Raw genomic sequence first — 13498 nt, 5'->3', positions numbered from 1 at the left:
AGAAACATTAAAAAAAAGATTTTAAGATTACTAGGGGGTAATGTCAGATGGCTGGAAACAGAGAATATTTAAACCGAAGACTTCATTCTTTGCTTGGAGTTATCCCGGTTGGCGTCTTCTTAATTCAGCATCTTGTTGTAAACAACTTTGCAACAAGAGGAGAAGAAGCGTTTAATAATGCTGCACATTTTATGGAAAGCTTGCCATTTAGAATTGTTCTGGAAACATTTATTATATTCCTGCCGCTTTTATATCATGCGATCTACGGAATTTATATTGCTTTTACAGCTAAAAACAATGTAAGCAAGTTTGGCTACTTCCGCAACTGGATGTTTATGCTTCAGCGAATCTCAGGTGTTATCACACTTGTCTTCGTTTCATGGCATGTATGGGAAACAAGAATTGCAGCCGCATTTGGCGCGGATGTTAATTTTGATATGATGGCATCCATTTTCAGTAATCCATTTATGATTGTCTTTTATATTGTCGGTGTTGTTTCTACAATTTTCCACTTTGCAAACGGACTGTGGTCATTTGCAGTCAGCTGGGGAATTACAGTAACTCCAAGATCTCAATTAATTTCAACGTATGTGACGATCGCACTTTTCCTAGCATTATCCTACGTTGGAGTAAGCACTATTTTTGCATTTGTTTGATGAGTACAAGAATCAAAGGGAGTGGGCCAGATGAGTAAAGGTAGAATTATAGTCGTCGGCGGCGGTTTAGCGGGCCTCATGGCTACGATTAAAGCTGCAGAAACCGGCGTTCATGTAGATTTATTTTCTTTAGTTCCAGTTAAGCGTTCTCATTCTGTTTGTGCACAGGGCGGGATTAATGGAGCTGTAAATACAAAAGGTGAAGGAGATTCACCTTGGGAGCATTTTGATGACACTGTATATGGCGGGGACTTCCTTGCGAATCAGCCCCCTGTTAAAGCGATGTGCGAGGCTGCTCCTTCCATTATTCACTTGCTTGACCGTATGGGAGTTATGTTTAACCGTACACCTGAAGGTCTTCTTGATTTTCGCCGTTTTGGAGGAACACAGCATCACCGTACAGCATTCGCAGGTGCAACGACTGGCCAGCAGCTGCTCTATGCGCTTGATGAGCAAGTGCGCCGTTATGAAGTTGCCGGTTTAGTAACGAAATATGAGGGCTGGGAATTCCTTGGCGCAGTTATTGATGATGATCGCGTATGCCGTGGAATTACTGGACAAGACCTGACAACGATGGAAATTAAATCGTTCCGCTCAGATGCTGTCATTATGGCTACTGGCGGACCTGGAATCATTTTCGGAAAATCTACAAATTCAGTCATTAATACTGGATCAGCGGCATCCATTGTCTATCAGCAAGGTGTAAATTACGCAAACGGAGAATTTATTCAAATTCATCCAACAGCCATTCCGGGAGATGACAAGCTTCGACTTATGAGCGAATCAGCCCGCGGTGAAGGCGGACGCGTATGGACATATAAAGATGGAAAACCGTGGTACTTCCTTGAGGAAAAATATCCTGCATACGGAAACCTTGTACCGCGTGATATTGCGACACGTGAAATTTTTGATGTGTGTGTATCACAGAAGCTTGGAATCAATGGCGAAAACATGGTTTACCTAGACCTTTCACATAAAGATCCAAAAGAGCTTGATATAAAGCTTGGCGGTATTATTGAAATCTATGAGAAGTTCATGGGCGATGATCCACGAAAACTTCCTATGAAGATTTTCCCTGCTGTTCATTATTCAATGGGCGGATTATGGGTTGATTACGATCAGATGACAAACATTCCTGGCTTATTTGCTGCGGGAGAGTGCGATTATTCGATGCATGGTGCAAACCGTTTAGGAGCAAACTCATTGCTGTCAGCTATCTACGGGGGAATGGTAGCTGGACCGAAAGCAGTAGAATATGTCAGCGGCCTTGATGTGTCTGCTGAGGACCTTTCTTCGTCCCTATTTGATGGACATGTTGTGCAGGAAGAAGAAAAATGGCAGGGCATTATGAACATGAATGGTACAGAAAATGCCTATGTTCTTCACAAAGAGCTTGGTGAGTGGATGACTGACAATGTAACAGTTGTACGCTACAATGATAAATTGTTAAAAACAGATGAAAAAATTCAAGAGCTTTTAGAGCGCTTTGACAATATCAATATTAATGACACAGCGCGATGGAGCAACCAGGGTGCAACATTTACGAGACAGCTGCAGAACATGCTGCAAATGTCCCGCGTCGTAACTCTAGGTGCATATAACCGTAATGAAAGCCGCGGTGCTCACTATAAGCCTGATTTCCCAGAGCGTAATGATGAAGAATTCTTGAAAACAACGATGGCAACGTTTGCCGGCCAAAAAGCTGCACCTCAGTTCCATTATGAAGATGTGGATGTAAGTTTAATAGAACCGCGTAAACGTGACTACTCGAAGAAGAAAAAGGGGGAATAAAAAAATGGGCTCTGAGAAAAAATCAGTTCGTTTTATTATCACTCGCCAAGATCAGCCAGGAGAAGCCCCTTACGATGAAACGTTTGAGATTCCATACCGTCCGAATATGAATGTCATTTCAGCCCTTATGGAAATCAGAAGAAATCCTGTCAATGCACAAGGGAAAGAAACGACTCCGATTACTTGGGATATGAACTGCCTTGAAGAGGTTTGCGGTGCATGTTCCATGGTCATAAACGGAAAGCCCCGTCAGTCTTGTACAGCACTTGTCGATCAGCTTGAACAGCCAATTCGACTTCAGCCGATGAGAACATTCCCTGTCGTTCGTGACTTGCAGGTGGACCGCAGCCGCATGTTCGATTCCTTGAAAAAGGTAAAAGCATGGATACCGATTGATGGAACATACGATTTAGGTCCTGGTCCGCGCATGCCTGAGAAAAAACGCCAATGGGCTTATGAACTTTCAAAATGCATGACTTGCGGCGTTTGTTTAGAAGCATGTCCAAATGTAAACAGCAATTCAGATTTTATCGGTCCTGCTCCACTTTCACAGGTTCGTTTGTTCAATGCACATCCAACAGGAGCGCTGAATAAGTCTGAACGCTTAGAGGCTCTTATGGGAGATGGCGGTCTTGCCAATTGCGGAAATTCGCAAAACTGTGTGCAGTCATGTCCAAAAGGAATTCCTTTGACAACATCGATTGCAGCACTTAATAGAGATACGACATTCCAGGCATTCAAAAACTTCTTCGGCAGTGATCAAGTTTAATTTATTTTATAAAAAGAGAACACCTCTTCATCACGATGAAGAGGTGTTTTTTAGAATTGAGGAGAGAAAATGAAACAAATATCATACATACATTCACCTTTGAATCAATGGAGAGAATCCTTTTCGTTCTATTATTCTTTAAAAGTCCGTTTTTCCGAAACAGATATGTTCGGACACATGAACAACACTTCATCCATTTCATATTTTGAAGAAGCACGGATTGAATTTTTTAAGCATGCCGGACTCATGCAAAACTGGCTAAAAAAAGACAGCGAGCTTATTCCTGTTGTTGCAGACATTCAATGTGATTACGTGAAGCAAGTCTTTTTTGATGAAACGATTCGCCTTTATGTAAAAGTTGCTTCAATCGGCAATTCTTCATTGGACCTTCATTATTGTGCAGTTAATGAAAAAGATGACGTTTGTTTTACAGGACGAGGCACCGTTGTGCAAATTTCGAAATACAATGGAAAAAGTGTACCGTTTCTTGAATTGGAAAAGAAGATGCTCACGCAATCTGAAGTATTTGCAACCTGAAAAATGGACTCGGAAATAAAAGGATTTCAGCCAAGATTCCTGTCACCCCATTTGCAGTGAGCACATACTATATGTTGACTAATCTTATACCCATTCGTTAGATCGGCTCGCACCTAGCAAGGAGGGTTACAATTCTTGAAAGAGAAAGAGTTTCAATCAAAGCCATTACTCACGAAAAGAGAGAGAGAAGTTTTCGAATTATTAGTTCAGGACAAAACAACGAAAGAAATAGCGGGCGAGCTCTTTATTAGTGAAAAAACAGTTCGGAACCATATTTCCAATGCGATGCAAAAGCTTGGGGTAAAGGGGAGATCACAAGCTGTTGTTGAGCTCCTTCGTATGGGTGAACTTGAGCTCTAATACGTACCGGCTGACCTTGATTTAAGGGTAGCCGGTTATTATTTTCGTTAAAAAAGAAGACTGTGTTCGCATAAATGGATGTTTTCCGAAGATAGACTTATTCACGTCTATCATTAGGATTACGTGATCTAAAACATAAAGGGCAATCTTAATATAAAGATTGAATACAAAAAGTATGAATGAAAGCAAAAGTGGGTTTGAAAAGAGCCTGCAATTCCAATTTCCCATATCGGTTAAATATATGAAACTTGCATTTTTCCTCAAAAACATAGAAAATGTATGTGATACGCACAATCGCAGAATTTGTTTTATTTCGTGCGGTCAGATTGAATGAGTGAGGGTTGCAGATGACAGTTCATAATGATGTATTAAGTGATAAAATGGTAGCGGATATGGAGAAGTCACTAAGGCATATTTCTGTAATGGTTAAACAGAAGGGCCGAGAAATTCTCAATCAATTTCCGATTACACCGCCTCAGTTTGTGGCCCTGCAGTGGCTTTCCGAATTTGGTGACATGACGGTTGGTGAATTATCAAATAAGATGTATCTTGCTTGCAGCACCACAACGGATCTGGTCGATCGCATGGAAAAAAATAAGCTTGTCGTAAGGATAAAGGATCCAAATGACCGCCGTGTTGTGCAGGTGCATTTGCTTGAAGAGGGGCAGCGCATCATCGAAGAAGTAATTCATGAACGTCAACAATACTTAAAAAATGTCTTAAAAAATTATGACATGCAGGAAATAGTAGAACTTGAAAAGTCGTTATTGAAATTACATCAAGAAATGAGAGAAGAATGAGGCGATTTTTTGAACAGAGCGATTGGCGTCATTGATTCCGGTGTCGGCGGACTTACCGTTGCACGCGAAATCATGAGGCAATTACCAAATGAAGACATCATCTATTTGGGTGATACGGCAAGGTGTCCATATGGACCGAGGCCGCTTGAAGAGGTACGATCATTCACGTGGGAAATGACGAATTATCTCTTATCGAATCATCATATAAAAATGCTTGTTATTGCATGTAATACAGCTACCGCTATTGCATTGAAGGAAATTCAGGATGAACTGGACATACCAGTTGTAGGTGTCATCTTCCCCGGAGCCCGTACAGCCATTAAAGTAACTAGAAATAATCATATAGGCGTAATCGGAACGGTTAATACGGTTGCAAGCAAAGCATATGAGAATGCTCTCAAAACAATTAAAAATACCGTTGAAGTGGAAAGTCTGGCATGTCCTTCTTTCGTACCGTTAGTTGAAAGCGGCGATTACGAAAATGAGTACGCGGTATCCATCGTTGAGGAATCTCTTTTTCCATTAAGGGATCAGCCAATTGACACGCTTATCCTTGGATGTACTCATTACCCGGTTTTAAAAACAATAATTGAAGAGTATATGGGACCTAAGGTAAAAATTATCAGCTCAGGAGACGAAACGGCTCGTGAAGTCAGTACAATCCTGTCTTATAAAGATGCTTTAAATCAAACGCGGGCTGAAAATCAACATTTGTTTTTAACAACAGGATCAAAGGAGCTTTTCCAGCGAATCGCTTCTCAATTATTTGAGCAGCCTGTTGAAAATGTAAGATCTATCACATTATAGTCAAAAAAGGAGCCGATATCGGTTCCTTTTTCTTTTTGGAAACATCTTAAGGTCTTAATTTCCTCTAGAAAACGATTTAAAACATACTCCATCTGCTCGTACAAAATTTCTTTTCAAATTCGGTCTAAAACATCAATGAGCTCGTATACATAGTAGTACAAACTGCCTTAGGAGGGAATTGTATGTCTCAAAATAGAAACATGAAGATTGCTGCTACAGTTATTACCTCGACGCTGCTCATGTCAGGATGCGGATTATTCGGCGGAGAAAAACCAAAAGAATTAGATCCTCCGCAAGATGTTTCGTATGTAGAAGATGGTGATAAAGTAAACGAAGATACACTGAAAGAAGAAGAATCAGCTGCAGGTGAAAAAGGAGAAGAAAAAGCTCAAACGAATACTAGGCAGTTATACTTAATTGACAGCAATGGATTGGTCGTCGCCCAATCATTTGATTTGCCTAAGCAAGAAGGCGTAGCAAAGCAAGTGCTGGAATACCTTGTTGCAGGCGGACCGGTCAGCAATATCCTTCCTGATGGTTTCAGAGCTGTTATTCCGCAGGATACTCAAGTTGATGTAAATGTAAAAGATGGAACAGCTATCGTTGACTTTTCAAAAGAATTTAAAAACTATCAAGCTGAGGATGAGCTCAAAATCCTTCAATCCATTACGTGGACGCTGACGCAGTTTGATTCTGTAAAAACGGTTAAGATTATGATCAATGGTCATGAACAGAAGGAAATGCCGGTTAATGGCACGCCTATCAGCAGTGAATTAAGCCGTGCGGATGGAATTAACTTTGATACAGCAGATGTCATGGACATTACAAATACAAAACCGCTGACCGTATATTTTACAGCACAGCACAATGATCAGGAATACTATGTCCCTGTTACAACAAGGATCAGCAATGATGAAAAAGATCCAATCGCAGCTGTTGTCAAAGAATTGACAGAGGGCCCTTCGATTGCAAGTGCACTGCTCAGTACATTTGAGCCTAGTGTGAAACTGCTGGATGAACCTAAGGTTGAAGATGGAACGGTAACACTTAATTTCAATGAATCAATCTATGGAAGTGCTGATGAAGAGAAAAAGATGGTGTCTAAGCATGTTCTGAACTCTCTTGTTTTATCACTGACAGAACAGCCTGGTATTGAAGAAGTCGTTTTAACGGTTGATGGAAAAGCGGATTTAGTGAATGAAGACGGCAAAAAAATTGCAGAGCCGGTCTCTCGTCCAGTCAATGTGAACACAGGTAGTTTTTAATCATCCATTTTTGATATACTATATAAAGAGAACAAAAGAGGTAGTCATAAGCGCTGCCTCTTCTTTATTGTTTATACATAAATAGTTTGATCAGCACTAGGATTGATCGGAGGAATAAGATGAGACATGATGGACGCAAACAAGATGAGTTAAGAAAAGTTCAAATAGTGGCGGATTTCGTGAAGCACCCTGAAGGTTCTGTGCTAATCAGTGTTGGCGATACGAAAGTCATTTGCAACGCAAGCATTGAAGACCGGGTACCTCCTTTTATGAGGGGGGAAGGTAAAGGATGGATCACAGCGGAATATTCGATGCTGCCCCGTGCAACGGAACAGCGCACAATCAGGGAATCTTCAAAAGGTAAAATAACCGGACGCACAATGGAGATTCAGCGTTTAATTGGACGAGCCTTGCGTGCAGTTGTCGATCTGGATAAATTAGGCGAACGAACGATTTGGATTGACTGTGACGTCATTCAGGCAGATGGCGGGACAAGAACAGCATCCATCACTGGAGCTTTCGTAGCCATGACACTAGCACTTGGAAAGCTTATATCTCAGAAAAAAATAAGCACACTGCCAATTACTGATTTTCTTGCAGCAACTTCAGTCGGAATTGATTCAAAGCTAGGTGAGATCTTAGATTTAAATTATATCGAGGATTCATCGGCTGAGGTGGATATGAATGTCATAATGACATCTTCAGGAAAGTTTGTAGAGCTTCAGGGAACTGGGGAAGAAGCAACTTTTTCAAGAGAAGAACTCAATGAATTGCTTGATTTAGCTGAAAAAGGGATTAAGTCACTCATATCAATTCAAATGGAGGCCCTTGGAGATTTAGCTCTAAAAATCATCGATCAAAAAGATGGAAAGGGATGAGTCTATGAAGGAAGTTATTATTGCAACGAAAAATGCAGGAAAGTTAGTTGAATTCCAGTCTATTCTGTCAGCGTATGATTTGAAGGCAATTTCTTTGCTTGATCTTGAAGAGTCGCCTGATGTCGAGGAAACAGGCTCTACTTTTGAAGAGAATGCCGTACTTAAAGCTGAAGCCATTTCAAAAATGTATGGAAAAATGGCGATAGCGGATGATTCAGGTCTATCTGTCGACTTTCTTGGAGGGGAACCGGGTATTTATTCAGCCCGTTATGCAGGTGTTGATAAGAACGATGCTGCAAATATTGAAAAAGTGCTGAATAAATTAAATGGCATTACAAAAGAAGAACGGAATGCAAGATTCCGATGTGCGCTTGCACTTGCAGAACCAGGCCGGGAAACGATTACAGTAGAGGGATCTGTTGAAGGTTATATTACGAATGAACCAATCGGGGAAAATGGATTTGGCTATGATCCCATTTTTCTAGTAAAAGATAAAGCTAAAACGATGGCGCAATTGACAAAGGAAGAAAAAAACAAAATCAGCCATCGTGCAGTTGCGCTGCAAAAGCTTGCGAAACTGTTACAAGCCTGACGATGGGGAGTTTTAACCATGAAAGTATTAATTATCAGTGACAGCCACGGATTAACGGATGAGCTTCAAGAAATCAGGGAACGGCATCAAAGGGAAACAGATGCGATGTTTCACTGCGGGGATTCCGAGCTAGAGGCCGATCATTCTGCTATACAGGGGTTTGCTGCTGTCCGAGGAAATTGTGACTATGAAGAGCGGTTTGCAAATGAAGTCATTGAAGATGTCGATGGATACCGTTTCTTTGTTGTTCACGGACATCTGCACAATGTAAAATCGACCCTTATGAACTTGAAATACAGTGCGGCTGAACATGCTGCGAAGATTGTCTGCTTTGGCCATTCCCATGTTGCTGGAGCGGAATATGTCGACAATATTCTCTTCATCAATCCTGGCAGCATCAGACTTCCGCGGATGCGAAATGAAAAAACATATGTTATATTAGAAATACAAAATAAAGTAGCGGAATTGACCTTTTACGAGCCAAATGGTTCTCTTGTAACCAGCATGACTCAAAGGTTTGAGCTAGTATAATCATGAAAGAGGGATATTTTTCCCTCTTTCATAAAAATATTGAAAAAGTTATTGACTTTTATCGTGAAGGAACATATAATAAAAAATGTCGCTGATACATTATCACGATGTTCACAAATGAAGATGTCCCAGTAGCTCAGCCGGATAGAGCATACGCCTTCTAAGCGTACGGTCGGGAGTTCGAATCTCTCCTGGGACGCCATACTAAATACATACAACTTCTTTCGATTTGATCGGAAGAAGTTTTTTGTTTTATTTTTTTTGGTCTGATCCGTTTCTTAATTCGAAATCCACTTTTCTAGCTGCACTTGGCCATTTGTGAAAGAAAGTAATATGAAAGCACATACTTCAAAGTATCAGGGCATCCATCCGAGCAAAATCCACGGCTTATTATCCTAAATCGAGTACTTATTCTCCGCGTGATGTATTTTATAATCTGAATACCAGTTTTACTATTTTAGATGCTTGTTTTGTAATCCTGCGGAAGTATAAACTCAGGTGTTCAAATTTACCAGCTCCTAGGCCAAACTTTAAAACTAAAATAATGATCACCTTTTTTCTGCTAAATACAATCTCAGTTAAAAGGGCTACTTTCCCTAACAATCTATCTTGTGTTCTTCATAAAGAATCCTCGAAAATCGATATCACTAAAACAAATTTGCCACTCTTTTTACCCTGAAAAAACACTCAAAACTCTGTCAGACAATCTCACAGAAAAAAACTTCAAAAAAACTTCAAAAAAATGAATTCCCTATTGTGACAGGCATGTAAGCGTATACAAATAAACAAACAAATCTAAATTATCTAATAATTCACAAAAAGACGGTTGACACCGTTATTTAATGGGCGTAATATAGGCTCAAATATAAGTTACATGAACATGTGAGGTTCATTTAAAAGAGTCCATAACAAACGTTATACGGATTTTTTTTACACACTATATTTCAACTGATTAACGCGTTTAGACTTTAAAAGAAAGGTGTGCTCTTTGTGGGTGACCAATGGATTTTTCTTAATAATGAATTTGTAAAAAAAGAAGATGCTAAAGTTTCAGTTTATGATCACGGGTTCCTGTACGGAGATGGAATTTTCGAAGGAATCAGAGTTTACAGCGGTAATATTTTCAGATTAAATGAGCACATGAAACGCCTTTACGAGTCTGCTAGATCCATTTTACTCAACATGCCATATACGCAAGAGGAAATGACGGATTTAACAGTAAAGACGGTTGAGAAAAATGGCTTAGATGACGCATACATCAGACTGGTTGTCTCAAGAGGAGTCGGTGATCTTGGGCTTGATCCATATAAATGCAAAGAAGCGAACGTCGTCATTATTGTAGAACCGCTGTCAATCTTCCCAAAACATTTGTATGAAACAGGGATAGACATTGTAACAGTTCCTACAAGACGCAATAGACCGGACGTTCTCAGTCCTAAAGTTAAATCTCTGAACTACCTTAACAATGTCCTCGTGAAAATTGAAGCGCATCTCGCAAATGTAAGCGAAGCGTTAATGCTGAATGATCAAGGCTACGTCGCAGAAGGATCTGCTGACAACGTCTTTATCTATAAAAATAAAAAACTTTTAACTCCGCCAGGCTACTTAGGAGCACTTGAAGGAGTTACCCGCAATGTCATTATCGAAATAGCAGAAGAACTTGGCTACGATGTTCGTGAAGAACCTTTCACCAGACATGATGTGTATACAGCGGATGAGGTTTTCTTAACTGGAACTGCAGCTGAAGTCATTGCAGTTGTAAAGGTTGATGGAAGAGAAATTGGAGACGGGCAGCCAGGAGAACATACAAACAGATTGCTTGAGTGTTTTAGAGAAAAAGTAATTTCAGATGGCGTGAAAGTAAAAGGCAGCAATCCAAGTTTACATGTTAGTTAAGGATACTATAAATTAAAACGCTGAAGAGGAAAAGTAGCCCAAAAAACAAGGATCTAAAGAGAGCTGGTGGAGCTGAGAACCGGCGGTCCCTTTTTAGGTGAACTCACCTCTGAGTGCTGATTTGAACGTTTAGTAGAATCAGCCGAGTGCCATTTACACAGCACTCGTTATCAAAAGAAAGTCATCGACTTTCATAAGGTGGCCAATTAATGGCCATGAACAAGGGTGGTACCGCGAAAAGTGTTCTCAAACCTTCTCGCCCCTTTGACTCACATGATACGTGGGCAATATTGGGGAGGGAAGGTTTTTTATTTTGAAATAATTAGAGAAAAATAAAAAAAGGCTTAAAGATGCAAGCGGGAAAAAGGAGGCAAAATCAATGAGTATGAAAGTACAATTGGATGCACAGTCTGCCAAATGTACGAAAACGATGTCTGGGGCTATGATGATGATTGAAGCTTTAAAACAGGAAAGGGTAGAGGTGATTTTCGGATATCCAGGCGGTGCCGTTCTTCCAATCTATGACAAACTCTACGATTCCGGCATGTATCACATTTTAACTCGTCATGAGCAAGGCGGAATCCACGCAGCAGAAGGCTATGCAAGAGTTTCAGGGAAACCTGGGGTTGTTATTGCAACTTCAGGACCAGGAGCGACAAACCTGATTACAGGACTTACGGATGCCATGATTGATTCTCTGCCTCTGGTCGTATTCACAGGCCAGGTCGCATCTTCTGTTATTGGGACAGATGCCTTTCAGGAAGCAGATGTTTTAGGAATTACAATGCCAATCACAAAGCACAATTATCAAGTAAGGGATGTCAATGATTTTCCGCGAATCATCAAAGAAGCTTTTCACATCGCAACAACGGGAAGACCGGGTCCGGTACTCATAGATGTTCCAAAAGATATTGCAGTCGCAGAAGGGATCTTTAATTATGATAATCCTGTTCATCTGCCGGGCTATCAGCCAAAAATGGATCCGAATTACCTTCAGATCAGAAAGCTTGTCGAAGCAGTAAGCAGTGCTAAAAAGCCAGTTATTCTAGCAGGTGCAGGCGTTCTGCATGCCAAGGCAAGCGAGCAATTAAAAAAATACGCAGAGCAGCAGCATATTCCAGTCGCAAATACATTGCTCGGACTCGGAAGCTTCCCGGCAGATCATCCGCTCTTCCTTGGGATGGCAGGTATGCATGGTACATATACCGCAAATACGGCGTTATATGAATGTGATTTATTAATAAGTGTTGGAGCAAGGTTCGATGACAGGGTAACAGGAAATTTAAATCATTTTGCCAAAAGTGCGACGATTGCTCACATTGATATCGATCCCGCTGAAATCGGTAAAGTAGTAGAAACGAAAATACCAGTAGTTGGAGATGCAAGACTTGTTCTTGAAAATTTAATTCACCAAAATGGGAAACGCGGACAGCATGATGAATGGTATGCAGCCCTGCAGAAGAATAAAGCGGAAGCACCCCTCTGGTATGAAAAGTCTGAAAAGGAATTAAAGCCGCAATATATGTTAGAGCTCATTCATGAGTGGACAAACGGGGAAGCCATTATTTCAACAGATGTCGGACAGCATCAAATGTGGGCGGCACAATATTACCGGCTGCAGCAGCCAAATCGCTGGGTAACGTCGGGAGGGCTTGGCACGATGGGGTTCGGATTGCCGGCAGCTATCGGAGCCCAGCTTGCTGAAAAAAATGCAAATGTCGTCGCAATCCTTGGAGATGGTGGGTTTCAGATGACACTTCAGGAATTATCTGTTATCCACGAACTGAAATTACCGATTAAAGTGATTTTGCTTAACAATGGAGTGCTTGGAATGGTCAGACAGTGGCAGGAAATTTTCTACGAGGAACGCTACTCACAATCCGTATTCCAGTCACAGCCTGATTTTGTGAAATTAGCGGAAGCGTACGGGATGAAAGGACTGAAAATTCAGACTGAAAAAGACTTCCCAGCTTTCAAACAGGCACTTTTATCAGATGAGCCAGTGTTAATCGACGTAAATGTATGCCAAAAAGAAAATGTTTATCCAATGATTGCCCCAGGCAAAGGACTGCATGAAATGGTGGGTGTTAGACCGTGAAGCGAATCCTTACTTTAACTGTCAATAATCGCTCAGGTGTCCTAAATCGGATTACCGGTTTATTTACAAAGCGGCATTACAATATTGAAAGCATTACAGTTGGGCATGCAGAAATTGAAGGAATATCGAGAATGACCTTTGTCATCCATGTTGAAGACGAAAAAGAAGTTGAACAGATCACAAAGCAGCTAAATAAACAGATTGATGTTTTAAAAGTTCAGGATATTACGAATCAATCGATTGTCGCAAGAGAGCTTGCTCTTATAAAAGTGATTGCAGCTCCAGCAACAAGAATGGAGATTCAAGGTGTGATTGAGCCATTCCGTGCAACAGTCATCGACGTCAGCAAAGACAGCATTGTCATTCAAGTGACAGGAGAATCGGAAAAAATTGAAGCAATCATCGACCTATTGAGACCATACGGAATCAAAGAAATTGCGAGAACTGGAACAACTGCATTCCCAAGAGGCACACAGCGTGCTGCAAATGGTGCAAAAACATATTCAATCGTCTAACTA

14 protein-coding genes, 1 tRNA gene and 1 other annotated feature are annotated in these 13498 nt (G+C 40.8%); all 15 genes read left to right on the top strand.

Features of this window, described 5'->3' with window-relative positions:
- Positions 1–47 precede the first annotated feature (47 nt).
- The 15 genes from CYJ36_RS09570 to ilvN all read left to right on the top strand — a co-directional run bounded on the left by CYJ36_RS09570 (position 48) and on the right by ilvN (position 13495).
- Positions 48–656: a succinate dehydrogenase cytochrome b558 subunit gene (locus CYJ36_RS09570; protein WP_101567034.1), complete on the top strand. Its 609-nt coding sequence runs from the start codon at positions 48–50 to the stop codon at positions 654–656.
- Positions 657–686: 30 nt separating this feature from the next.
- Entirely contained in the window at positions 687–2447 is a 1761-nt protein-coding gene (gene sdhA / locus CYJ36_RS09565) for a succinate dehydrogenase flavoprotein subunit (protein ID WP_101567033.1), read from the top strand.
- Positions 2448–2451: 4 nt separating this feature from the next.
- Positions 2452–3216 carry a succinate dehydrogenase iron-sulfur subunit gene (gene sdhB, locus CYJ36_RS09560; protein WP_101567032.1) on the top strand — a complete coding sequence of 255 codons (765 nt, stop codon included), beginning with the start codon at positions 2452–2454 and terminating at the stop codon, positions 3214–3216.
- Between the two features lie 69 nt (positions 3217–3285).
- On the top strand, positions 3286–3753 hold the full coding sequence (locus CYJ36_RS09555; RefSeq protein WP_101567031.1) for an acyl-CoA thioesterase: 468 nt from the start codon (positions 3286–3288) through the stop codon (positions 3751–3753).
- Positions 3754–3888: 135 nt separating this feature from the next.
- Complete coding sequence (gerE, locus tag CYJ36_RS09550; protein ID WP_029279253.1) at positions 3889–4113, top strand: spore germination transcription factor GerE; 225 nt, start codon at positions 3889–3891, stop codon at positions 4111–4113.
- A gap of 347 nt (positions 4114–4460) precedes the next feature.
- Complete coding sequence (locus CYJ36_RS09545) at positions 4461–4913, top strand: MarR family winged helix-turn-helix transcriptional regulator (protein WP_101567030.1); 453 nt, start codon at positions 4461–4463, stop codon at positions 4911–4913.
- Positions 4914–4922: 9 nt separating this feature from the next.
- A complete protein-coding gene (gene racE / locus CYJ36_RS09540; RefSeq protein WP_101567029.1) occupies positions 4923–5720 on the top strand; it encodes a glutamate racemase in 798 nt (265 codons plus the stop codon).
- A 182-nt stretch (positions 5721–5902) separates the two neighbouring features.
- Positions 5903–6985, top strand: a complete 1083-nt coding sequence (locus CYJ36_RS09535) for a GerMN domain-containing protein (RefSeq protein WP_374702794.1) — start codon at positions 5903–5905, stop codon at positions 6983–6985.
- A gap of 119 nt (positions 6986–7104) precedes the next feature.
- The gene (rph, locus tag CYJ36_RS09530; RefSeq protein WP_101567028.1) at positions 7105–7863 is read left to right on the top strand and encodes a ribonuclease PH; all 759 of its coding nucleotides are present in this window, start codon (positions 7105–7107) and stop codon (positions 7861–7863) included.
- A 4-nt stretch (positions 7864–7867) separates the two neighbouring features.
- Complete coding sequence (locus tag CYJ36_RS09525; protein ID WP_101567027.1) at positions 7868–8455, top strand: XTP/dITP diphosphatase; 588 nt, start codon at positions 7868–7870, stop codon at positions 8453–8455.
- Between the two features lie 18 nt (positions 8456–8473).
- Positions 8474–8986: a metallophosphoesterase gene (locus tag CYJ36_RS09520; RefSeq protein WP_101567026.1), complete on the top strand. Its 513-nt coding sequence runs from the start codon at positions 8474–8476 to the stop codon at positions 8984–8986.
- Positions 8987–9111: 125 nt separating this feature from the next.
- A tRNA-Arg gene (locus CYJ36_RS09515) sits at positions 9112–9188 on the top strand.
- 788 nt (positions 9189–9976) lie between these two features.
- Positions 9977–10882, top strand: coding sequence for a branched-chain-amino-acid transaminase (ilvE, locus tag CYJ36_RS09510; protein WP_101567025.1), 906 nt, complete (start codon positions 9977–9979; stop codon positions 10880–10882).
- An 11-nt stretch (positions 10883–10893) separates the two neighbouring features.
- Positions 10894–11149: a binding site (T-box leader), on the top strand.
- 112 nt (positions 11150–11261) lie between these two features.
- On the top strand, positions 11262–12980 hold the full coding sequence (gene ilvB, locus CYJ36_RS09505; protein WP_101567024.1) for an acetolactate synthase large subunit: 1719 nt from the start codon (positions 11262–11264) through the stop codon (positions 12978–12980).
- The gene (gene ilvN, locus CYJ36_RS09500; RefSeq protein ID WP_101567023.1) at positions 12977–13495 is read left to right on the top strand and encodes an acetolactate synthase small subunit; all 519 of its coding nucleotides are present in this window, start codon (positions 12977–12979) and stop codon (positions 13493–13495) included. Before ilvB ends, ilvN begins: the two co-directional genes overlap by 4 nt.
- Positions 13496–13498 lie beyond the last annotated feature (3 nt).

It is taken from the genome of Bacillus sp. UMB0893 (assembly GCF_002858905.1).
Lineage (GTDB): Bacteria > Bacillota > Bacilli > Bacillales > Bacillaceae > Bacillus_P.
This window is presented reverse-complemented; position numbering and strand designations above follow the sequence as displayed.